Origin of the sequence: uncultured Parvibaculum sp., assembly GCF_963975745.1 — a bacterium.
Lineage (GTDB): Bacteria > Pseudomonadota > Alphaproteobacteria > Parvibaculales > Parvibaculaceae > Parvibaculum.
Genome location: NZ_CAXBIB010000007.1, coordinates 35166 through 57380, shown reverse-complemented (window position 1 = coordinate 57380; position 22215 = coordinate 35166). Strand labels below are relative to the sequence as shown.

General features: G+C 64.9%; 14 protein-coding genes. 10 read left to right on the top strand and 4 right to left on the bottom strand.

Annotated elements, in window-relative coordinates; genetic code table 11:
• Positions 1–22 precede the first annotated feature (22 nt).
• The 6 genes from AAC071_RS07370 (at position 23) to AAC071_RS07345 (ending at position 7479) form a co-directional block, all read left to right on the top strand.
• Complete coding sequence (locus AAC071_RS07370) at positions 23–2008, top strand: beta-galactosidase (RefSeq protein ID WP_339831316.1); 1986 nt, start codon at positions 23–25, stop codon at positions 2006–2008.
• A gap of 35 nt (positions 2009–2043) precedes the next feature.
• On the top strand, positions 2044–3327 hold the full coding sequence (locus AAC071_RS07365; protein ID WP_339831315.1) for a lytic murein transglycosylase: 1284 nt from the start codon (positions 2044–2046) through the stop codon (positions 3325–3327).
• Positions 3328–3480: 153 nt separating this feature from the next.
• Complete coding sequence (locus tag AAC071_RS07360) at positions 3481–4899, top strand: circularly permuted type 2 ATP-grasp protein (protein ID WP_339831314.1); 1419 nt, start codon at positions 3481–3483, stop codon at positions 4897–4899.
• 4 nt (positions 4900–4903) lie between these two features.
• Positions 4904–5845 carry an alpha-E domain-containing protein gene (locus AAC071_RS07355; protein ID WP_339831313.1) on the top strand — a complete coding sequence of 314 codons (942 nt, stop codon included), beginning with the start codon at positions 4904–4906 and terminating at the stop codon, positions 5843–5845.
• Between the two features lie 13 nt (positions 5846–5858).
• The gene (locus tag AAC071_RS07350) at positions 5859–6677 is read left to right on the top strand and encodes a transglutaminase family protein (protein ID WP_339831311.1); all 819 of its coding nucleotides are present in this window, start codon (positions 5859–5861) and stop codon (positions 6675–6677) included.
• A gap of 58 nt (positions 6678–6735) precedes the next feature.
• On the top strand, positions 6736–7479 hold the full coding sequence (locus AAC071_RS07345) for a peptidase (RefSeq protein ID WP_339831309.1): 744 nt from the start codon (positions 6736–6738) through the stop codon (positions 7477–7479).
• A gap of 7 nt (positions 7480–7486) precedes the next feature.
• Here the strand turns inward: AAC071_RS07345 and AAC071_RS07340 are convergent, their stop codons facing one another.
• Entirely contained in the window at positions 7487–7855 is a 369-nt protein-coding gene (locus AAC071_RS07340; RefSeq protein WP_339831308.1) for a limonene-1,2-epoxide hydrolase family protein, read from the bottom strand.
• A 118-nt stretch (positions 7856–7973) separates the two neighbouring features.
• Positions 7974–10052, bottom strand: a complete 2079-nt coding sequence (locus AAC071_RS07335) for a 3-hydroxyacyl-CoA dehydrogenase NAD-binding domain-containing protein (protein WP_339831306.1) — start codon at positions 10050–10052, stop codon at positions 7974–7976.
• Between the two features lie 195 nt (positions 10053–10247).
• Between AAC071_RS07335 and AAC071_RS07330 the strand changes: the two genes are divergently transcribed.
• The 4 genes from AAC071_RS07330 to AAC071_RS07315 all read left to right on the top strand — a co-directional run bounded on the left by AAC071_RS07330 (position 10248) and on the right by AAC071_RS07315 (position 15421).
• Positions 10248–11912 carry a sulfatase-like hydrolase/transferase gene (locus tag AAC071_RS07330; RefSeq protein WP_339831304.1) on the top strand — a complete coding sequence of 555 codons (1665 nt, stop codon included), beginning with the start codon at positions 10248–10250 and terminating at the stop codon, positions 11910–11912.
• A gap of 133 nt (positions 11913–12045) precedes the next feature.
• Positions 12046–12738, top strand: coding sequence for a TetR/AcrR family transcriptional regulator (locus AAC071_RS07325; RefSeq protein ID WP_339831303.1), 693 nt, complete (start codon positions 12046–12048; stop codon positions 12736–12738).
• Positions 12739–12809: 71 nt separating this feature from the next.
• On the top strand, positions 12810–14126 hold the full coding sequence (locus AAC071_RS07320; protein ID WP_339831302.1) for a cytochrome P450: 1317 nt from the start codon (positions 12810–12812) through the stop codon (positions 14124–14126).
• A 161-nt stretch (positions 14127–14287) separates the two neighbouring features.
• Positions 14288–15421, top strand: coding sequence for an SRPBCC family protein (locus tag AAC071_RS07315; RefSeq protein WP_339831300.1), 1134 nt, complete (start codon positions 14288–14290; stop codon positions 15419–15421).
• Here the strand turns inward: AAC071_RS07315 and AAC071_RS07310 are convergent.
• Positions 15396–20690 carry a hypothetical protein gene (locus AAC071_RS07310; protein ID WP_339831299.1) on the bottom strand — a complete coding sequence of 1765 codons (5295 nt, stop codon included), beginning with the start codon at positions 20688–20690 and terminating at the stop codon, positions 15396–15398. The two genes, AAC071_RS07315 and AAC071_RS07310, sit on opposite strands and share 26 nt — an antisense overlap.
• Positions 20687–22210, bottom strand: a complete 1524-nt coding sequence (locus AAC071_RS07305) for a hypothetical protein (protein WP_339831298.1) — start codon at positions 22208–22210, stop codon at positions 20687–20689. Before AAC071_RS07305 ends, AAC071_RS07310 begins: the two co-directional genes overlap by 4 nt.
• Between the last annotated feature and the right edge of the window lie 5 nt (positions 22211–22215).

Genomic DNA, 22215 nt, shown 5'->3' with positions numbered 1-22215 from the left:
GAGAAAACCGGGGGGGGAATCCATGGCCGAACCACGCGCCACCGACGTCACGATCGGTGTCTGCTACTACCCCGAGCACTGGCCGGAGGCGATGTGGGCCGACGATGCACGGCGGATGCGCGCGGCGGGCATCACGCGCGTGCGGATCGGTGAATTCGCCTGGTCGCGGCTCGAACCCAGGCCCGGCCATCTCGACTTCGACTGGCTGGGCCGTGCCCTCGATACGCTGCATGCGGCGGGGCTCGAAGTGGTGCTCGGCACGCCGACCGCGACGCCGCCGAAATGGCTGGTCGACCAGATGCCCGACATGCTGCCGGTCGACGCCCGCGGCCGCGCGCGCGGTTTCGCCTCGCGCCGGCATTACTGCTTTTCACATGCGGGGTACCGCCACGAATGCGCCCGGATCGTGACCGCGCTTGCCGAACGCTTCGGTCGGCATCCCGGTATCGTCGCCTGGCAAACCGACAATGAATATGGCTGCCATGACACGGTGCTTTCCTGGTCGCATGAAGCGCTGATCGGCTTTCGCCACTGGCTGAAGGAGCGCTATGGCGACATCCACGCGCTCAACGAAGCCTGGGGCAATGTCTTCTGGAGCATGGAATATCGCGACTTTGCCGAGATCGATCTGCCGGCAGGCGCCGTCACCGAAACCAATCCGGCACATCGCGTCGATTTCCATCGCTATGCATCGGACCAGGTCGCGGCCTTCAATCGTGTGCAGACGGCGATCATCCGGGCGCTCTCGCCGGGACGCGACATCCTGCACAATTTCATGACCTTCTTTCTCGATTTCGATCACTACGAGGTGATGAAGGATCTCGACATTGCGACCTGGGATTCCTATCCGCTGGGCAGTCTCGACGTCTTTCCGGGCGAAGCGTCGCACAAGGCGGCCTTTGCGCGCACCGGCGATCCCGATCTGCAGGGTTTTCATCACGATCTCTATCGCGGCGCGGGGCGTGGGCGCTTCTGGGTGATGGAGCAGCAGCCGGGGCCGGTCAACTGGGCGCAATACAATACCGATGCCGCGCCCGGTCTCGTCCGCCTCTGGGGCCTCGAAGGCTTTGCCCATGGCGCCGAAACGATCTCCTATTTCCGCTGGCGGCAGGCGCCCTTTGCGCAGGAGCAGTTTCATGCCGGCCTCAATCTGCCGGACGACACGCCCGACCGCGCGCTTCACGAGGTCGAGCAGCTGGCGGCCGATCTCGCTGCGCTGGGCCCGCTCGGGGCGCCCGCGCCGGCAAAGGTCGCGCTGGTCTTCTCCTACGAAGCGGCATGGTTCCTGCGCGTGCAGCCCCAGGGCCGCAACTTCACCTATATCGAGCAGGCCTTTGCGATGTACCGCGCGCTGCGGCGTCTGGGCCTCGACATCGATGTGGTCGGTCCGCATGCCGATCTTGCGTCCTACGCGCTGGTGCTGGTGCCGCCGATGCCGCATGTGCCGGATGTGCTGGCCGCATCGCTTGCCAATTGCCGGGGGCACTTGCTGATCGCACCGCGTACGGGCAGCCGAACCGCCGCGCACCGCATCCCCGACAATCTGGCGCCGGGACCGCTTCAGGATCTGCTCGGTCTCAAGGTGACACGGGTCGAGAGCTTCCGGCCCGGCTCGGCTGTTCCGGTGCGAATCGGCAATGAGAGCTTCAGTTTCGACCGCTGGCGCGAATTCGTCGTCACGGCGCCGGGCACGGAAGTCCTCGCCGAGACGGCGGACGGGCATCCGGCATGGACGCGGAGTGGCCGCGCGCACTACCTGGCCGGCGCGCCCGATGCCGGCCTGCTGCAACAGGTGGTCGAACGGCTGGCGCAGGAGGCAGGTCTTGCCGTCGCCGCGCTGCCGGCTGGCCTCAGGACGCGGCGGCGCGGTCCCTTCCAATTCATCTTCAACTACGGGCCGGGGCCGGTCGACATCTCGCCTTATTTGACCGATAGGGAGTTCCGGCTCGGGGGCGCGGTCCTCGAGGTTGGCGGCGTCGCGGTCGCTCGATTTTTAACCGGGCCGTGATAGCGTCTGTCGAACGATATGCCTTGGAGTCCTCGATGCCCATTTCTGTCCGTCCAGCCGTCCGGCGCCCGTTGCGCGTTGCCGCAGCGGCCCTCGCGCTGCTGGGTCTTGCGGTGACCGGCTGTGCCGCCGATGCGCAACCCGGTCTGCCGTTGCCGCCGCCGGGCAGTCCGGCCGCCCAGGTCGATGACGTGCAGTTTGCCGACTGGCTGACCGGTTTTCGCGAGGCGGCGCTCAAGGCGGGCGTCGCGCCGCAGATTTTCGACCGCGCGATGCGCGGGGTCGGTCCCGATCCGCGCGTGGTCGAGGCCAATGAAAGTCAGCCCGAGTTCACCCGGCCGGTCTGGGAATATCTCGAAAGTGCGCTGTCGGAGACGCGGGTCGCCCGCGGCAAGGCATTGCTGGCCGATAACAGGGCGCTGCTCGAGCGCATCGAAAAGGCCTATGGCGTCGACCGGCATGTGCTGGTCGCGATCTGGGGCCTTGAATCCAATTACGGCTCCTTCCAGGGCAATATGAGCGTGGTGCGCTCGCTGGCGACGCTGGGCTACAAGGGGCGGCGCACGGATTATGGCCGCACGCAGCTGATTGCGGCCTTGCAGATCATCCAGAAAGGCGACATCGAGCCGGAAAACATGCTCGGTTCCTGGGCTGGCGCCATGGGCCAGACGCAGTTCATTCCGACGACCTACAATGCCCATGCGGTCGATTTCGACGGCAACGGCAAGCGCGACATCTGGAACTCGCATGCCGATGCGCTGGCATCGGCCGGCCACTATCTCCAGAATTCCGGCTGGCGCGGCGGCGCCGTCTGGGGCTACGAGGTCAGGCTTCCGCAAGGCTTTGCCTATGCCGATGCCGACATGTCGATATCCAGGCCGCAGGCCGAATGGGCCAGGGCCGGCGTTGCGCGTGTCGACGGGCGGCCCTTTCCCGGCGGCGAGGCCGAGGAAAAGGCATCGATCTTCCTGCCCTCCGGCCATCGCGGCCCGGCCTTTCTGGTGATGCACAATTTCCGCACGGTCCTTGCCTACAATGCGGCGACCTCCTATGCGCTGGCCGTTCATCTTCTGGCCGATCGCTACAAAGGGCGCGGCGAGATCGTGGCCGACTGGCCGCGCAGCGACCGGCCGCTCGGCCGCACCGAACGCATGGACCTGCAACGCCTGCTGTCTGCGCGCGGCTACGATACCGGCGGCGTCGACGGCATTATCGGCTTCAACACGCGCAAGGCGATCCGGGCCTATCAGGTTTCGGCCGGTCTGCCGGCCGACGGCTATCCGACACCTGCGCTGCTCGAAAAACTGCGCCGCCACTGAAGTTCATTTGGGCAGATTGCCTGTTTTTTCGACGGCAGTTGTCCATTTTCCGGTGCCAATGCCGCAAACGTCGCATTTCCCGGCATGGCATCTCTCTTGCTGTCCCTGTAGGGTCAGGGGGCGAAAAAATTCGCCGCAAACGACAGGAGCATCATGGCGTCGGCCTTCTTTGACGAAATGGGATCCCGGGGCGCGGAGGTCCGGCAGGCCTATCGGACACTGCAAGCCTGGCTCGACGAGACGCCGACCGAGATTCTGACGTTGCGCCGCGAAGAGGCGGAAACCTTCTTTCGCCGGGCCGGCATCACCTTCGCGGTCTATGGCGAGGGAGGCGATCCGGAGCGCATCATTCCCTTCGACATCATCCCGCGCATTCTCGAGGCGGCCGAGTGGAAGCAGATTTCCGACGGCCTCATACAGCGCGTCAAGGCGCTCAATGCCTTCATTGCCGATGTCTATGGTGCGCAGGACATTCTCGCCGCCGGCCATGTGCCGCGCGAGGAGGTCCTGCTGAACGAAGCATGGCGCTGCCAGATGCAGGGCGTCGCACTGCCGCACGACATCTACACCCATATCGCTGGCATCGACATGGTACGCGTCGGGCCGGACGAATTCTACGTGCTCGAGGACAATTGCCGCACCCCGTCCGGTGTATCCTACATGCTGGAGAACCGCGAAATCACGATGCGGCTCTTTCCCGATCTCTTCTCGCGCTACAATGTCGCGCCGGTCGACCATTATTGCGACGAGCTGATGCGGACGCTGACATCGATTGCGCCGCGCAACTGCGTCGGCGAGCCGACCGTCGCAGTGCTGACGCCCGGCATCTACAACAGCGCCTATTACGAGCATTCCTTCCTGGCCGACCAGATGGGGGTCGAGCTGGTCGAAGGGCCCGATCTCTATGTGATGGACGATGTCGTCTACATGCGCACCACACAGGGGCCGAAGCGCGTCGACGTGATCTATCGCCGCGTCGATGACGAGTTTCTCGATCCGCTGACCTTCCGGCCGGATTCGGCGCTGGGCGTGGCCGGGCTGATGAGCGCCTATCGCGCCGGCAACGTCAATCTGACCAATGCGGTGGGCGCCGGCATTGCCGACGACAAGTCGATCTACACCTATGTGCCGAAAATGATCGAGTTCTATCTCGGCGAGCAGCCCATCCTGAAGAACGTGCCGACATGGCGCTGCAGCGAGCCGGACGACGCCGCCTATGTGCTCGAGCATCTCGATGAACTGGTGGTCAAGGAGATTCACGGCTCGGGCGGCTATGGCATGCTGGTGGGGCCGAAGGCGACCAAGGCCGAGCTTGCCGACTTCGCGTTACGCGTTCGGGCGAAGCCCGGCAAGTACATCGCCCAGCCCACGCTGGCGCTGTCGACCTGTCCGACCTTTGTCGACGAGGGCGTCGCGCCGCGCCATGTCGATATTCGCCCCTTCATCCTGTCCGGCGCCGAAATCCGCGTCGTGCCGGGCGGGCTGACGCGGGTTGCCATGCGCGAGGGCTCGCTGGTCGTCAATTCGAGCCAGGGCGGCGGCACCAAGGACACCTGGGTGCTCAAGGGATGACGCCATGCTGAGCCGCACCGCCGACAGTCTCTACTGGCTGGCCCGCTACATGGAGCGCGCCGAAAGTCTCGCCCGCATCCTGCGCGTGACCGACCGGCTGTCGCTGATGCCCTCGGGCACCGATGCCGATGGCAGCGAATGGCACTCGGCCGTCGTCGTTTCGGGTTGCGAGGAGGAATTCTATGCCAGGCACGAGGAGGCGACGCCCGAGAACGTCATTTCCTATCTCGCCTTCGATCCCGAGAATCCGTCGAGCATCCGTTCCTGCATCGAAACCGCGCGGCGCAATGCGCGCGGCGTGCGCACCTCGCTGACGACCGAGCAATGGGAGAGCCTCAACACGACCTGGCTCGAACTGCCGGGCTGGAACGAGGCGCGGGTGCGCGGCAGCAGCCTGCATCGCTTTCTCGACTGGGTGAAGGACCGCTCGCTGCTCTTCTATGGCGGCACGGTCGCCACCATGCTGCGCCGCGATCGCTACCATTTCACCCGGCTCGGCACCTTCATCGAACGCAGCGACAACACCGCGCGCATTCTCGACGTCAAGTATCACCTGCTGCTGCCCGAACATGCCGAGGTCGGCGGCGGTGTCGACTACTATCAATGGGCCTCGATCCTGCGCGCCGTTTCGGGCTATCGCAGCTACAATTCGGTCTATCGCGAAGGACTGAAGCCCTGGCTGATCGCCGAATTCCTGATCATGCGCGAGGAAATGCCACGCTCGCTGATCAGCTGTTCGGCCGAGATCAAGGACTGCCTCGACCGGCTCGGCGAGGAGTATGGCCAGCGCAACGAGGCACATCGCGTCGCCGGGCAGATCTATTCGCGGCTGCGCTTCGGCCGGGTCGAGGATGTGTTCCGCCAGGGCCTGCACGAGTTCCTCAGCGAACATATCGAGCAGAACGACAGGCTGGGCACCGAAATCAGCCGCGTCTATCTGATGTGATAGACTATTTTTCATGCGCATTCTGATCCGCCAGGACACCACCTATCGCTACGAGGGCCCCGCCAATTACTCGGTGCAGGCGCTCCGGCTCGTGCCGCTTGGCCATGCCGGGCAGACGGTCCTGTCCTGGCGCGTCGCCGCCCTGCCGGCCGGCCGCATCCGCGAAAGCCGCGATGCCTATGGCAACGTGCTGCAGATGCTCTATCTCGATCAGTTGCACGAGGCGCTGACGATCAGCGTTGCGGGCGAGGTCGAGACATCGGATACGGGCGGCATCGTTGCCGGCACAGCCGAGCCGCTGCCGCCGCTCTTCTTCCTGCGCCAGACCGAACTGACGGCGCCCGATGCCGCGATCCGCGCGCTGGCCGCTGCCGCAAAGGCGGCCTCGGACGGCACGCCCATCGATCTCGCCCACCGGCTGATGGATGCGGTGCGCGATGGAGTCGACTACCGGATCGGCGAAACCCATGCGGCGACAACGGCCGCCGAGGCGCTGGCGCATGGTTATGGCGTCTGCCAGGACCACACCCATGTCTTTCTCTCGGCGGCCCGCCATCTCGGCCTGCCGGCGCGCTATGTCAGCGGCTATCTCTGGTTCGAGGGCGATACTGAATATGAGGCTAGCCATGCCTGGGCCGAAGCCTGTATTGATGGCCTCGGCTGGGTCGGCTTCGACGTCGCCAATCGCATCTGTCCGACTGCGGCGCATGTCCGGGTCGCCTGCGGTCTCGACTATCTGGAGGCATCGCCCGTCCGGGGTCGGCGGCGCGGCGGCGGCGAGGAAACGCTCAAGGTTCGCCTCAAGGTGGATGCAGGCGCCGCGCAGCAGTAACACGGCAACAAGCAACAGGGGGGCCCGGCTGTCGGCCGGGCGGAACCGGGAGAGTTCGATGACCTATTGCGTCGCGCTTCGGCTCGAAGGCGGCCTTGTGATGCTGGCCGATACCCGCACCAATGCGGGCGTCGACAACATCTCCACCTTCCGCAAGCTGACCGTCATCGAACATCCGGGCGACCGGGTGATCGGGCTGATGACGGCCGGCAATCTCGCGGTCAGCCAGGCGGCCGTCAACCGGGCGGTCGAGCAGGGTGTCAGGCTCGGCGACGGCGAGGAGCTCGAAACGCTGCACACCGTGCCGACCATGGTGCGCGCCGCGCAGTTGATGGGGCAGGCCGTGCGCGACGTCTATCGCACCGACGGCCCCTCGCTCGAGGCGCAGGCCGGCGATTTCAACGTTTCGATTCTTCTGGGCGGCCAGGTCGGCAATGGCGAGTTGCGCCTGTTCCAGGTCTATTCGGCCGGCAACTACATCGAAGCGACCGAGGACACGCCCTATCTGCAGATCGGCGAGCACAAATACGGCAAGCCGATCATCGACCGCGCGCTCAGCTACGATACCGATCTCGGCGACGGGCTGAAGCTGGCGCTGATCTCGATGGATTCGACCATGCGTTCCAACCTCTCGGTCGGCATGCCGATCGACCTGATGGTTTATCGCCGCAAGGCACTGAAGGTCGCGCTGCAGCGGCGCATCAAGGATGACGATCCCTATTTCGCCGATCTGCGCCGTTCATGGTCGGATGCACTGACCCAGGCCTATCGCGCGATCCCGGGGCCGGGCTGGGACTTCTAGGCCAAGGTCAGTTCGCGGCTTTCGAGAAGGTCGCGAGGTCGAAATAGTCACGCCAGACCTTGATCTTGCCGTTCTCCATTTCGAAGACGCCGCAGCAGGGCAGCGCCACCGGCTTGCCGTCGACCTTCATGCGGTCGACGCGCTCGGCAATCACCGTGTCGCCTTTCGAGACCAGTGTCAGGATCTCCCACTTCACATCCGACCAGTTGGCGATGAAGGCGCCAATGAAGCCCTTCAGCGCCGTCTGGCCTGCCACCGGATCGAGCATCATGTTGTGATAGACGCCGTCCGCGGCGAAATAGCCGGTGATCTCGTCGACATCGAGACGCGGCCAGGCATCGACGAAATCGCGGATGATCTTTTCATTGGCGCTCATCTGCCGTTCCTCCCTGCAGGATTCTTGTTGTTGCCGGCGATGGTGCCGCGCCGGCGCGGCAAATGCAAACGGGGCGGCCCGATGGCCGCCCCGCTTTTCGTTTCCATCCGGCGAGCGCTCAGAAGTCGGAGAACTTCTTGCCCTCGGCGACGATCTTTTCCAGAAGTGCGGCGGGCTTGAAGTCGTCGCCCATCTGCGCCTGGAATTCCTTCATCTTGGCCAGCACCTTGTCGGCGCCCACCGTGTCGCCATAGAACATCGGACCGCCACGATAGACCGGGAATCCGTAGCCGTTGATCCAGACGATGTCGATGTCGGAGGAACGGATCGCCTTGCCCTCTTCGAGAATCTTGGCGCCCTCGTTGATCATTGGATAGATGCAGCGCTCGAGGATTTCCTCATCGGAAATCTTGCGGCGGTTGATGCCCTTCTTCTGGGCGAAGTCGAGAATGATCTTCTCGACGACCGGCGAGGGCTTCGCGTTGCGGTTTTCGTCATAGTCGTAGAAGCCGGCGCCCGTCTTCTGGCCGCGGCGGTCCATCTCGCAAAGCACGTCGCGGATCGTTTCACCCTTCGACTTCTCCTTCGACCAGCCGATATCGAGGCCGGCAAGGTCCGACATTGCGAAGGGGCCCATCGGCAGGCCGAAATCGTAGAGCACGCGATCGACATCCCAGGGCATCGCTCCTTCGAGGATCAGCTTCTGGGCCTCGCGCTGGCGCTGGGCCAGAATGCGGTTGCCGACGAAGCCGGGGCAGACGCCGACCAGCGCGGCGATCTTGCCGATCTTCTTGGCGATCTGCATCGAGGTCGCAATGACGGGCTTCGAGGTCTTGTCGGCACGCACGACTTCGAGCAGGCGCATCACATTGGCCGGCGAGAAGAAGTGCAGGCCGATCACCGCTTCCGGCCGCTTCACGGCGGTCGCGATCTCGTCAATGTTCAAGGCCGAGGTGTTGGTCGCCAGGATTGCGCCCGGCTTGACGATTTCGTCGAGCTTGCCGAACACCTGCTTCTTGATGTCCATGTTCTCGAACACCGCCTCGATCACGAGGTCGCTGTCGGCAAGGTCCTTCATGTCGAGCGAACCCTTGAGGAGGCCCATGCGCTTCTCGACTTCCTCCATCGGGAAGCGGCCTTTTTTCGCCGAGTTTTCGTAATTCTTGCGGATCGTGGCAACGCCGCGGTCGAGTGCTTCCTGCTTGGTCTCGACGATGGTGACGGGCAGGCCGACATTGAGGAAGTTCATGGCGATACCGCCGCCCATCGTGCCGGCGCCGATGATGCCGACCTTCTCGACCGGGATCGTCGGCGTGTCGGCCGGCACGTCCGGCAGTTTCCACACCTGGCGTTCGGCGAAGAAGACATGGCGCTGTGCGGCCGACTGCGTGCCGGTCACCAGTTCGCGGAAGAGCTTCTGCTCGACCTTGATGCCTTCGTCGAAGGGCAGGTTCACCGCCGCCTCGATGCACTGGATGTTGTATTCGGGCGCCAGGAAGCCGCGGAACTTGCGGGCATTGGCCTTGCGGAAATCGGCGAAGATTTCCGGCTTGCCGCGGGCCGCTTCGACCTTGTCGTTGAGGTCGCGCACCTTCTTCAGCGGCCGCTTCTCGGCAACGATCTTGTTGGCGAAGGCGACGGCGCCCTCGCGCAGCTTGCCCTCCTCGGCCAGTTCGTCTACCAGACCCATTTCGAGGCACTTCCTGGCGCCGACATGTTGGCCGCTGGTTACCATCTCAAGCGCCTTTTCGGCACCGACGATGCGCGGCAGGCGCTGCGTGCCGCCGGCGCCTGGCAGCAGGCCGAGATTGACTTCCGGCAATCCGCATTTGGCCGAGGGCACCGCCACGCGGTAATGGCAGGTCAGTGCCACTTCGAGGCCGCCGCCCAGCGCCGTTCCGTGAATCGCGGCGATGACCGGTTTCGGTGCGTTCTCGATCATGGCCTGCGCGTCGAACAGGCTCGGACCCTTCGGCGCCTTGCCGAATTCGGTGATGTCGGCGCCGGCGATGAAGGTGCGCCCGTCGCAGATCAGCACGATCGCCTTGACGTCCGCGTCGTCGATCGCCTGCTTGATGCCGTTGGTGATGCCTTCGCGCACCGGCGCCGAAAGCGCGTTGACGGGCGGCGAGTTCAGCGTCAGGACGGCGACCTCGCCGTCTTTTTCCAGCGTGGCGACATCGTTGATCTTGGTCATGGAGGGGCCTCCCGGCGGTTGTTCTTCTGGTGTTTTGAGGCCGGGATTATAGCGGCGGGCCCGGACCGCGCCAGACGCGGCGCTGTGCAGCCATCGACGGCTCCGGTTGGCGGCTGAACAGCGTACGGCCGGCGGAGGTTGACTTGTTAATGTGTAACATTAGAATCTTTGATCACGCGTCGGTCGGGGGGGCACATGAAAATCGGAAAACGGGGCTGGGCAGTCGCAGGCGGGTCGCTCGTCGTGGTGCTGGCAGCCGGCTGGTTCGCTTTTGATCGCTATGCGATCCAGCTTCCGGCCATGATCATGGACTGGCGCGACCCGATCGGTCCCAACCAGGCGGTCGAATGGCAGTCCGGCCCGGATGCGCCGTCGGCGCCGGCCGAAAGCCGCCCGCCCAATATCGTGCTGATCGTCGCCGACGATCTCGGCTGGAACAACATCACCTTCAATGGCGGCGGTGTCGCCGGCGGCACGGTCCCGACGCCCCATATCGACTCGATCGCGAAATCGGGCCTCGTGCTCTCGCATGGCTATTCGGGCAGCGGTACCTGCGCGCCCTCGCGCGCGGCCATGATGTCGGGGCGTTACCCGACGCGTTTCGGCTTCGAATTCACGCCGATGCCGCCCGGCATGGCGCAGATCACCACGCGCTTTGCGGCCGAAGACGAGAATGCGCTGCGCCGCACCGTGCTGCGGGATGCGCCGGGCGAGGAGCTTCATTTCACCGAAATGGGCATGCCCCAGAGCGAGATCTCGATGGGCAATCTGCTGCAGGAGGCCGGCTACCGCACTCTCCATATCGGCAAATGGCATCTCGGCGAGACCAACGGCATGGCCGCCTACGACCAGGGTTTCGATGAAAGCCTGCTGATGGCATCGGGCCTCTATCTCGATCTCGACGACCCGGCCTCCGTCGAGGCGCGCAACGATTTCGATCCGATCGACCGCTTCCTCTGGGCCAATATGCGCTTTGCCGTGCGCAAGAACGGCGGGCCGCGCTTCGCACCCGACCGTTATCTCACCGACTATTTCACCGATCAGGCGGTCAAGGCGATCGAGGCCAACAGGAACCGTCCCTTCTTCCTCTATCTCGCGCATTGGGCGCCGCACACGCCCCTGCAGGCGACGCAGGAAGACTACGACGCACTGTCCCATATCGAGGACCATACGCTGCGCGTCTATGCGGCGATGATCCGCGCGCTCGACCGTGGCGTCGGCGAGGTGCTCGCGGCGCTCAAGGAAAACGGGCTTGAGGACAACACGGTCGTCATCTTCACCTCCGACAATGGCGGTGCGCATTACATCGGCCTGCCGGAGATCAACGATCCCTATCGCGGCTGGAAGGCGACCTTTTTCGGTGGCGGCATCCGCGTGCCCTTCTTCGTGAAGTGGCCGGCAAAGATTGCACCCGGCCTCACCTACGATCATCCGGTGCATCATTTCGACATCTATGCGACCGCGGCCGCCATCGCCGGCGCCGAGGTGCCGCGCGATCGTGTCGTCGACGGGCGCAATCTGCTGGCGGTGCTCGACGACGCCGAAAGCCCGCTGCATGAAACGCTGTTCTGGCGCAGCGGGCATTATCAGACCGTGCTGCATCGCGGCTGGAAACTGCAGCGCACCGAGCGGCCCGACGCCGTCTGGCTCTTCGATCTCGAAAACGATCGCACCGAGCAGAACAATCTCGCCGCCGCGATGCCGGAAAAGGTCGCCGAGCTTGCGGCACTGCTCGATGCGCATAATGCCGAACAGGCCGAACCCGCCTGGCCCTCGCGCGTCGAGATGCCGGTCTCGATCGACAAGAGCCTGCGCGAGCCGCAGGCGGAAGACGACGAATACATCTACTGGCCGAACTGAGGGCTGCGCGGCGCACGAAGCCGATCGCCTTTCGGCACGGCGTACAGGCGGACAGGGCCGCGCCTTGTCCATCCGGTGCGTTCCTGTGCTAGCTTTTCCGCCGTCTCCGGCGGAAGGGCAGGGCGAATTGAGCGTGAAAGCCAGCAACGGCAAACGGAAACCGGCAAGCCGTGCCGTCGGCCGCCCGCGTGCCATCGCGGCCCCCGCCGCCGCCGACCCGAAAGCCGACATCATTGCGGCGGCCGCCCGGCTCTTTCGCGAGAAGGGCATCGCGGGTGCCTCGGTGCGCGAAATCGCCGCCGAGGCGGGACTGAAAAAGGCCTCGCTCTATTATTATTTTCCGTCCAAGGACGACATCGTCTACGCGATGATCGAGGACGTGCTCGGTCCGGCGCTGGCGACGCAGGCGCGGCTCGAAGCGGCCGATCTTTCCGAGGCCGCACGTCTCTTTCTCTATCTGCGTTGCGATGTCGAACTGCTCTGTGCGGCATCCTATGACTGCACCTGGCTGATCAATCATGGCCATCTCGGCGATGCGCGGATGCAGGCCTATGCAAGGCAGCGCGAGCAGCTGATCGGCTGGCTTGCGGCGCGGCTCGAGGCAGGCGTGGCCGGGGGCGAATTCGCCGCCTGCGATGTGCCGGTCGTGGCGCAGGCGCTTCTGGCGGCCACCGAATATTCGGTCACCTGGGCCGAACGTCGCAACCGGGCCCGCATCGCGGCCACGGCCGACACGGTCGCAACGCTGCTGACGCGCGGCGTGCTGGCGGGCGGACGCAGCGTCGAGGCCGTGAAAGCCGAAGCGGCCGATTTTTCCTGGTCCTGAGTCCGGGACTCGATTCCGCTTTTCCGCGCATTAGATGTAGAAGGGAGGCAGGAAATTCAGGGAGAAAGTCGATGAGCGAAGAAAATGTGGCGCCTGGCCGGGATTACACCCGCAAGAATGCCGACATGGCGGCCAAGTGGAAGATCGACGTCAACCGGGATCCCTGGTCGATCCCGCTCGAAGAGCTCGATCCTGCACATGACGATCTTTTCGCCGCCAACAAGGCCTTGCCCTATTTCGAACGGCTGCGGAAGGAAGACCCGGTCCATCTTTCCGAAAACGGTCCCTATGGCCGCTACTGGTCGGTGACGAAATATGACGACATCATGCATGTCGACACCAGTCACAAGATTTTTTCCTCCGACATCCGCAATGGCGGCATCCGGCTTGGCGGCCAGCGCATCGAGGGCGAGCCCGATCCCTTGACCTATCTGCCGATGTTCATCATGGAAGACCCGCCCAAGCACGACGTGCAGCGCAAGGTCGTGCAGCCGATGTTCACGCCGCAGAATCTTGCCGAACTCGAGCCGCTGATCCGCGAGCGTGCGGGGATCATCCTCGACGCGCTGCCCCAGGGCGAAACCTTCAACTGGGTGCGCGAGGTCTCGGTCGAGCTGACGGGCCGGACGCTCGCCACGCTTTTCAACGTGCCGCAGGAAGACCGCCACAAGCTGATCCACTGGTCGGACACGGTCGAGCGGATCGGCGATCCCGAATATTTCGAGACGCCGGAAGACGCCTTCAAGGAACTCTGGACCTGCTATGAATATTTCGACGGCGTCTGGAAGGACCGGCTGAAGAATCCGGGTTCCGATCTCATTTCGCTGCTGGCGCATGGCGAGTCGACGAAAAACATGCCGCCCAACGAATATCTGGGCAACATGCTGCTGCTGATCGTCGGCGGCAACGACACGACGCGCAATTCGATCACCGGCGGCGTGCTGGCGCTCAACCAGTTCCCGGCTGAATATGCCAAGCTGATGGCCGATCCCGGCCTCATTCCCAACATGGTCTCGGAGATCATCCGCTGGCAGAGCCCGGTCGCGCATATGTGCCGCACGGCACTGGAAGATACCGAGCTCGGCGGCAAGCAGATCAGGAAGTGGGACAAGGTCGCGATGTGGTACGTCTCGGGCAACCGCGACGACGAGAAGATCGAGCGCGCCAATGAGTTCCTGATCGATCGCGAAGGTGCCCGGCATCACCTTTCCTTCGGCTTCGGCATTCATCGCTGCATCGGCAACCGCGTCGGCGAGATGCAGCTGCGCATCCTCTGGGAAGAGATCCTCAAGCGCTTCAAGAAGGTCGAGGTCGTCGGCGCGCCGAAATATCTGCGCTCCAACTTCATCCGCGGCATCACCGAATTGCCGGTGGTCGTCCGGGCCTAGAAACGGGCACCCGCCTTACCGGACCAGACGCGTCATCCCGGGCCTTGGGCCCGGGATCGAGCGCGCAATGCATCCGGCCGCAGGGCGGGGGCGCCGGCATTGACAGCCGTGCTGCCGCCACCTAATTTCGACCGAACGGTTGAAAATAAGGATTGCCCCGCATGACCCCCGAAACCCAGGCCCTGCTCGAGGCTGGAGAGGCTGCCGTTGCGCCGCCGCTCGCAAAGGCTTCGACGCTGCCGCCGGCCTTCTACACCGCGCCCGAGATCTTCGCGCTCGAGAGCGAGCGCGTCTTCCGGCGCCACTGGGTCGCGGTCGGCCGCGCCTCGGAAATCCCTCATCCCGGCGACCGCTTCCGCATCGACGTCGCGGGCGAGCCGCTGCTGATCGTGCGCGGCAAGGCGGGCGAAGTGCGCGCGCTTTCCGCCGTCTGCCGTCACCGATGGATGCTGCTCGGCAGCGGTGCGGAGAGCGGCGGCACGATTTCCTGTCCCTACCACAAATGGACCTATGCGCTCGACGGCTCGCTGATGGCCGCGCCCCTGATGGACAAGGCGGAAGGCTTCGAGCATGAGAATTGTTCGCTGCCGTCCTTCGGCTGCGAGGTCTGGAACGGCTTCATCTTCGTCAATCTGGGCGGCGATGCCGCGCCGCTCGCGCAGTCGCTCGCGCCGCTCGCCGAGGAATTCGCGCCCTGGAAGATGGACGAGATGGAAATCGTCGGCCGGATCGAGTTCGACCAGCCTTACAACTGGAAGGTGCTGGTCGACAATTTCATGGAGGCCTATCACCACTTCGCCATCCATCCCGAAACCTTCGAGCCGAATTACCCGGCCGCGATCTCCCGGGCCGAGGAGACCAATGCGCCTTATGCGGCGCTGCGCATGCCGCACAGGGACAACGGCCTGTCAGACACGCTTTTCAAGCCGCTCGACGGCATCCCCGATCATGCGCGGCGCGGTTTCTCGGTCTTCAACGTCTATCCCTCGATGCTGCTTGCGGTGCTTGCCGACAGCGTCGTCTGGTACCGCATGGAGATCGGTGGCGTCGATCGTTTCAAGCTCACCGTCTATCTCCTCGCGCATCCGTCCTCGCTTGACGTGCCGGACGTGGAGACGCTGAAGACCTTCCTGCGCGAAGGCACCTTCGCCGTGCATATGGAAGACATCGTTGCCTGCGACGGCGTGCAGAAGGGCCTTCAGAGCGCCACTGCTGCGCCCGGCCGCCTCAGCCATCTCGAAGGCGCGATCCACCAGCACCAGAAGTGGCTCATGGCTGAGCTCGCCCGGCCCTGAGCGGCGAGATCCGGGGCTTGCGTCGTGCGGGCCGCCAGCCGGACAGGGCCCGCCGCCGGCGGCGGGGCGCAGCCGATGCGGAGCGTGGCGGCGCGGCGCCGAAAGGTTCGACGACAATGTAGATGTCGTGCCCGGTCTCGATCGCCTCGTTGGGCGAGACGCCGTAGCGGGCGAGGAATTCCATCGGCTTCTCCTTGGCCTTGAAGAACGTGCCCTCCACCATGCCGCGCGCGTTCATCCGCAGCGGCGGTGTGCTTCCCAGCCGCACCTCCTTGATGCGGAAGCCGGCCTGGTTGAGCGCGGACTCGGCATAGCGCACCGAATGGGTGTTTTTCAGATATCTGGTCCAGTCCTTGCCGTAGACGCGCTTCATCCAGGCGATCTGAACGCTGGTGTTGGCATTTTCCACATTCGACATCTTGACGAGCTTCAGCGACGGGTCGCCATAGGGAATGTCGAGATTGTGGAAGGCGCGCATGTTGAGCATGGCCGCCGAACTCGTGCCGCGCCCCTTGATCATCGGCACGTTCACATTGTCGAAGAAGTCCGGCAGCAGCTTTGCTTCCATGTAGGACCAGGTCATCTGCCTGGCGCCGGCAAATTCCGGCAAATCGGCGGGTCCGAGCTCGCGCTCGATAACGGCAACCTCGTCGCCGCCGCTCAGCAGCTTGTCGGTGCTGAATTTCTTCCCGTCGCCCTCCAGCAATTCATGCTTGAAGGCAACCGGCTGTTCCTTGCCGTCCTTCATCACCTGCTTCGGCAGCCAGTGATCGTCCTTCGCCTCGGTAAAGGCACCGGCCAGGGGCTCTCGGGTGCGCTTCTGTTCGGCGGCGAGTACCTTGCGGAAATCGGCCGGATCGCGGTAGGCCTGCAATTCGATTGCCGCGCGGATATCGGGGTCGTCGGCGATCTGACGCAGCAGGGACGGATCGGCCTCGATCAGGCTGTGCACATCGGTGCGGCGGCCGAGATGCGCGATCCTTTCGTAGGAGGCCCTGTCGAGGCCGCGGGCCCAGGCCGGAACCCCGCCCGCGTCGCCGACGACGTCGTTGCCGATGCGCAACGCCGCGCGCTCGGTCGCGTCGAGTGCCGCCACGCCCGCTTCGGCCGCAATGCGGCGCGCGTCGAATATCGCGTTCATCACGTCGATGCGTTGCGGTTCGGGCAGGTTGCGGATCCTGCCGATCGAGCTTTCGGCCAGCCTTTCGCTCGCCGTCAGCGCCTGCGTTTCGAGAAGTCCCATCGGCAGGAGGTCGTTGTCGGCGGCGAGTTTCCGCAGGGAAGCAATGCCGTCGGCATCGGCGAGATTCTCGAACCCGTCGAGATCGGTGTAGGTGCCTTGCCGTTGCAGGCGCGAGAAGAAATCCTCGCCGGCATCGGCGGCCCGGTCGATCCAGACCTTCAACCGTGCAAGGTCGGCGGGCTCGGCCGCGCCGGTATAGCTGCGCGTCACCAGCTCCATCACGTCCTGCGCGTAGAGATCGTCAACCAGCTCATAGCCGAGGCGCTGGACGGATACCCGCTGCAACTCGTCGACCAGCGCAAAGCGCATCAGGTCGCCGCGTCCGCTCGTCACGTCGTATTTCGAAATGATCGCGTGAATTTCGGATTCGCTCAGACCGGCGCGGCGCGCCTGATCGACCGCGGTTTCCACAACTTCCTGCGCCGCCGCGGTGTGGGCACCCTTCAGAAGTTCGTTGCCTTCCGCGGCATCGATCGCGCGGTTCTGCGCGAACGCCTCTTGCGCCAGTTGCTGCGAGCGTTCATAGGCGGCGTCTGCGTCGCGGCGCAGACGGTCGAGCTGATCGGCATTGGCGCTGGCGGCCTCGGCTTCGGGAAGCCGCTGAGGCTCGGCGCCCGTGGCCGGCGATGCGCCGTCGCCCGGCTGGCCGACGCGGATCGTGTCGTCCGCGTCCGCGCCCGCCGCCGGGGCCGGTGACGGTGCGGGACGTGCTTGCGACGGTGGTCCCGGTGTGCCTTCGAGAATGGTGTCGCCCGCGTCGGCGGCCGGTCCGGGCGCCGGAGCGGTCTCAGGTGCGGGATCGGGCGGTCCGCGCGGCGGTGCTGGCGGTGTGGATTGTGGTTTGTTGAGGTCTTCAATGTCCGGCAGTTTGCCGGGATTGGCGGGGTCGATCAGATCGTCGAGTTCGATGCTCGACGCGCGCTGCACATCCTTGCCGTCGGGAAAGTCCCTGGCGAAATCCTCGGCTGGAATTTTTGGCGGTTCGATTTGCACGAGTTTCGGCGGCGTGGCCTGGCTGACACCCGTGCCGACGCCGACCTCGCCGAGAATTTGCCGTCCGCGCGCGATTGATCGCGCCTGCGACACCAGCCGCTTGCCGCCGCGATAGAGCGACCTGGACGTGCTGCCGATATCCGACAGGCCCTTCAGAAATTCGGTGCCGGAGGTGAAAACGAGGCTTGGCACGACATCGAGATAAAGCCCGGCCGAGATTTCCGCCCAGTGGCGGTCCTCGGCCAGAGCCTGTTCGAGCCGCGCATCGCCGAGAACGGCATGGGCATTGCGCGCGAAACGTACTTCAGCCGAGGTGTTCAGCTTGTGACCGACCTGCGTGTAAAGCGCATGGGCGGCATTGCCGATGTCGCCCAGGGTGGCCGCCGTGCTGAAGAACAGCGCCTCGAAGCCGGTGGCCCAGCCGACAAGGCCGCCGCCCAGCGCCGCCCCGGAGGTGCCGATGGCGACAGCGGTCATGATGAGTTTCGTGTCCTGCGCCGACAGTTCCTGCTGCGCCGCCAGCGCTTCGGCAAACACCGGCACGCCGTTCAGCCAGGCCCGGGCCACGCGGTCGGCCTTCCAGGCATCGTCGCGCTCGCCGCGAACCGACTGTGCGGTCATCAACCGGCTGCGCGCATAGCGGTTGACGGCGGCGAAGCCGCGGCCGGTCAGGTCGACCAGCTTCTGGTGCTCGCCGCAGGTCTTGATCGCCTGCGCCTTGGCGCGGGCCTCGCGCAGCGCGGCGATGTGCTGCCGGAGCAACTGACGCGTCGCGTCGAGCCGCCAGGCTTCGGCCGCCTCGGCGTCGAGCCCGAGTTCGGTCTTCAACAGCGCGTCGCCGGCATAGCTGAACGGGTAATAGACGGTCTGGCCGTTCGGCGCCCTGACGTCGATATCCGCGAAGGGATGGTTCGGGGCGTAGGATGAGGGGATTTCGGCGCTGGCGCGGAAGCCGTAAAGCGCATCGTCCGATGTGATCGCCGAAAGCTCCTCGATCTGGCGCGTCATCATCTCGATGAAGGCTTCGCGCAGGATCAGCATGGCCGCGTGATCGCCGACCCGCATGTCGAGCGAATAGGTCTTGCCGCCGCTAAACGCGCTCGGGCTCTGAATGCCGCTGGCGCCGAGATCGGCCAGCAAATTCGCCGCTCTGCCGTACCCGCTCAGATCGCCGAGGATTTGCTTGCCGGTGGCGCGTTTGGCCGCATCGTCGAGCAGCACGGTGTTTGAAAAGGTTTTGGCCTTGCGCCGCGCCAGCGCGTCGAAATCGACCGGCGTCTCGAACGGTATGCCGGTGCAGCGCGCGGCTTCGGCAACCGCCCGCGTCCAGGTCAGGTTCTGCGCGTTGCCGAGCGCGGGCGCGACATGGCGGACGATTTCGGCCGGCGAGTTCACCGCCACCGCCTTGGCGTGGAAAGGTTCGGTGCGCAGCTTGTCGACGGCCGCGTTGACGCCCTGAATGACGTCGCCGTCCTTCACCTGAACGCGCCAGTCCTCCGAGGAGACATCGGGCAGGTCCATCGCGCCGCCGGAGGCTTCCTGTCCCTTGTCGACAAGGCCAATGGGCGGTGTGCGATAGATGTGAACCGGCTTGACGTTCTCGACCTCGCCGCCGGCGAACCGCACGGCCTCGCGCAATTCGGCCAGCGCCTCGTCGTCTTCCTTCGTGCGCGGCAGGCGCTTTGCCATGATGGTGCGGCTGTTGCCGAACAGATGCGGCGTGTCGTTGACCCAGAGCTGCACCGGAATTTCGTCGAAGGGAAACAGCGCCGTCGTGCGCAGTTCCAGATAGATTTTCTCGGGGATCAGCACATGGTCGGCGCCCTCGGTTTCGTCGCCGACGGCGCGCACCACCGCGAAGTCGGCGACGAAATCGCCGTGACGCAGCACCCAGCTTCCTTCGGCGCCGTTCAGCTTGAAGCCCTTGCGGCCCGGCATGGCCGGGCGTTTGAGCCGGGCGCCGAGGATCACCCAGTCCTTCTTGTAGATTTCGGCCATCAGCGGCACGAGCATGCTGTCGTTGCCAATGCCGTCGGCCAGCATCTGCCGCTTGAGCTGCTGCTTTGTGTAGGAAAAGCCGTTCTCGAGCATCTCGCGCGCGATCACGTCGTCGGCGTAGTCCGACTGCTTGGCCCGGACGAAGTACTCGATATCGTCGTCGAGCGATTCCAGTTTGATCTTCTCGCCGACTTCGGTCGGCAGTTCGTCGCCCACCACCAGCAGGTAGCGCAATTCATCGGCCCGCTTGACGGGCGCGCCCTTCGCGTCCCACGGATAGGGATAGCGGGCGCCGAGATATTCGACGATCGACAGCTGGTCGGCGGTCGGCGTCACCAGATGAATGACCGGGCGCGGGCGGTACCAGGTCTCGGTGCCGGTCTGGAAGGCGCGGCCGGTGCCGTCGCCGGCAAAGCGGAAATCGGCGATGCGGCCGCCGTCGCTTTCGTCGCGGCCCGTGACCGCGTTCGCCCATTGCTTCCAGCTGCCGGTCAGCGCTTCCTCGCCGATGTAAAGCTCCAGCTCGACCTTGTGCTTGCCGACGGGCTCGTCCTTCAGAACCCTGAACGTCTCCTCGGAATCGCCATGAGCCAGGGTGATCTTTTCCGGTCCGCTCCATTCATAGGGCGAGCCCGCGCCCACGGCCTTTTCCTCGCCGAGCGGCGGCTCGACATATCCTTCGGCGCCCGGCCATTGGCCTTCGAGCGTCACGTTCAGCATGTCGCCGGCACGCGCGAAGCGGGTCGAGCGCAGCGTGTATTTTTCCCCGGTCTTCGGATGCGTCAGCACGACTTCGGCGCCGCCCTCGCCCTCATCCACCGTCGCGCGGCCCGTCACCCGGCCGAGAATGCGGTCGTGATAGGCAACTTCCCATTTCCCGGCGAGTTCGACCGGCGCCATGTCGTCGTCGCCGAAGGCGGCCATCGCCAGCATCGCCGCACCGGCAACCGCCGCCGCGCCGCCCGCGCCGGCTGCGATCATGCCCGCCGGCGTACCGGGATCGGGTAGCGGAATGTCGATACCGAAAAGCTTCATCGCCCGCCTCCGTGAATCAGACCTTGATAAGTCAGGACCAGCGTGGCGCTGCGATAGAGGCGCGGATTTTCTTCCGTCTGTTCGACGATAACCGAATGCTGGCCGTTCAGGCGCACGCTGTAGGTGCTGCCCGGCCGGTCTTCCTCGAACAGGGCTTCGACGTGAAACGGGTGGCCATAATACACTTCGTTTGCAGGCTCGAAGACGAGGGACGGCATCGGCGCCGCGAGGTCGTCGTCGTCGAGCAGGTCCGGCGGTGGCGGCGCCTCGAAGCGCGGTATCACGATCGAAAGCCGCGCGGGCACCTCTTCGGGCGGCGGCGCGGCGCCGCAGGGGTCTTCCATTTCGAGATGTTTGCGCAGGTCCGGCGCCATCGCATCCGTTTCATAGGGCCTGAAATAGGGCCGCCCGCCAAGATGGCTGACGGCATGTTGCGGCGCTTCGTATATCGACACCGGCGGCGACTTGCGCGGGCGGGCTTCCAGATCGTTTGCCCAGATACCCAGGCTCAGCGCGCAGGAGGAATATATTTCGCGGTCTGCCTGCTCGGCGGAAAGGACGGTTTCGATCTCGCCGGCGATGGCCCGCATCTCGTCATCGAGCGCGCGAATCCGCGCGACGTTTTCGTTCCCCAGCCCGCTGCCGGGCGGATAGCTCTCCAGAATTTCGACCTGACGCATGCGCTCGTCGCGCGCGGCGACGAAGCGCAACTCGAGTTCGTAGCGCCCGCGCTCCCGCCGGTCGACGAGTTCCGAATAGAGTTGTGTGTACCGGGCATGTCCGGCATACGCGCCGAGGAGCCGATCCCGATAGGTCGGCAGCAGCGATTCCCTCAGATCCGCTTCGGCGCTCTTCCACAATTCGTGGCCGCCTTGCAGATATTTCAGATCGGCTTCGAGCCCGCTGCGGACGGTGCGGGTCATCGAAGGTGGCGTCACACCCGCCTGCCTGGCGATCTCCGACGGGCGCGCCGCAAGACCCTCCTTTGCCGTCTTCAACTTGCCGATGTAACGGTCGTGGAAAACCTCGACGATGTTCCGCACGAGCGTTTCGTTTCGTTGCCATGCGCTCTCACCGTAGTCGGTGCTGCGCGACAAAATCGGCGGCCGTGCCGGCGGCCGCGTCGTGTCCCAGGGCGACAGTTCGTAATAAATCGGGTCGCCAAAGATTTTTCGGCCCGGCCCGATCGCCGCGATGCCCGTGCGTTCGAATGCACGGGCGATTGCGGCCCGCGCGCCGTCGCCAGCGAACTCTTCCAGTGTCCGCGCCCGCGCCTCGTTCACCTCCGCAATCATGCGGTCTATTTCTTCGCTCAACTCGTCGAGAAAGCGGCGGTCGCTCCGGTCGAGTGCGATCGGCGGCGCGGATGGCGCGCCGGGCATGACGGCGGGCGGCGGGGCCATGACGGGCGGTGCGAGCGTCGGCTGCTCGAAGGTTTGCGCGGCGGCGCCGGCAGGTGCGCAGACAAGTCCCAGCATCGCCAGGCCGGCCGTCAGTCCTTTCGCCTCGCGCCGTTTCATCCCCA

Coding starts and splice junctions, on each gene's coding strand:
- AAC071_RS07370 (WP_339831316.1), top strand. CDS start 23: ATGGCCGAACCACGCGCCACCGACGTCACGATCGGTGTCTGCTACTAC.
- AAC071_RS07365 (WP_339831315.1), top strand. CDS start 2,044: ATGCCCATTTCTGTCCGTCCAGCCGTCCGGCGCCCGTTGCGCGTTGCC.
- AAC071_RS07360 (WP_339831314.1), top strand. CDS start 3,481: ATGGCGTCGGCCTTCTTTGACGAAATGGGATCCCGGGGCGCGGAGGTC.
- AAC071_RS07355 (WP_339831313.1), top strand. CDS start 4,904: ATGCTGAGCCGCACCGCCGACAGTCTCTACTGGCTGGCCCGCTACATG.
- AAC071_RS07350 (WP_339831311.1), top strand. CDS start 5,859: ATGCGCATTCTGATCCGCCAGGACACCACCTATCGCTACGAGGGCCCC.
- AAC071_RS07345 (WP_339831309.1), top strand. CDS start 6,736: ATGACCTATTGCGTCGCGCTTCGGCTCGAAGGCGGCCTTGTGATGCTG.
- AAC071_RS07340 (WP_339831308.1), bottom strand. CDS start 7,855: ATGAGCGCCAATGAAAAGATCATCCGCGATTTCGTCGATGCCTGGCCG.
- AAC071_RS07335 (WP_339831306.1), bottom strand. CDS start 10,052: ATGACCAAGATCAACGATGTCGCCACGCTGGAAAAAGACGGCGAGGTC.
- AAC071_RS07330 (WP_339831304.1), top strand. CDS start 10,248: ATGAAAATCGGAAAACGGGGCTGGGCAGTCGCAGGCGGGTCGCTCGTC.
- AAC071_RS07320 (WP_339831302.1), top strand. CDS start 12,810: ATGAGCGAAGAAAATGTGGCGCCTGGCCGGGATTACACCCGCAAGAAT.
- AAC071_RS07315 (WP_339831300.1), top strand. CDS start 14,288: ATGACCCCCGAAACCCAGGCCCTGCTCGAGGCTGGAGAGGCTGCCGTT.
- AAC071_RS07310 (WP_339831299.1), bottom strand. CDS start 20,690: ATGAAGCTTTTCGGTATCGACATTCCGCTACCCGATCCCGGTACGCCG.
- AAC071_RS07305 (WP_339831298.1), bottom strand. CDS start 22,210: ATGAAACGGCGCGAGGCGAAAGGACTGACGGCCGGCCTGGCGATGCTG.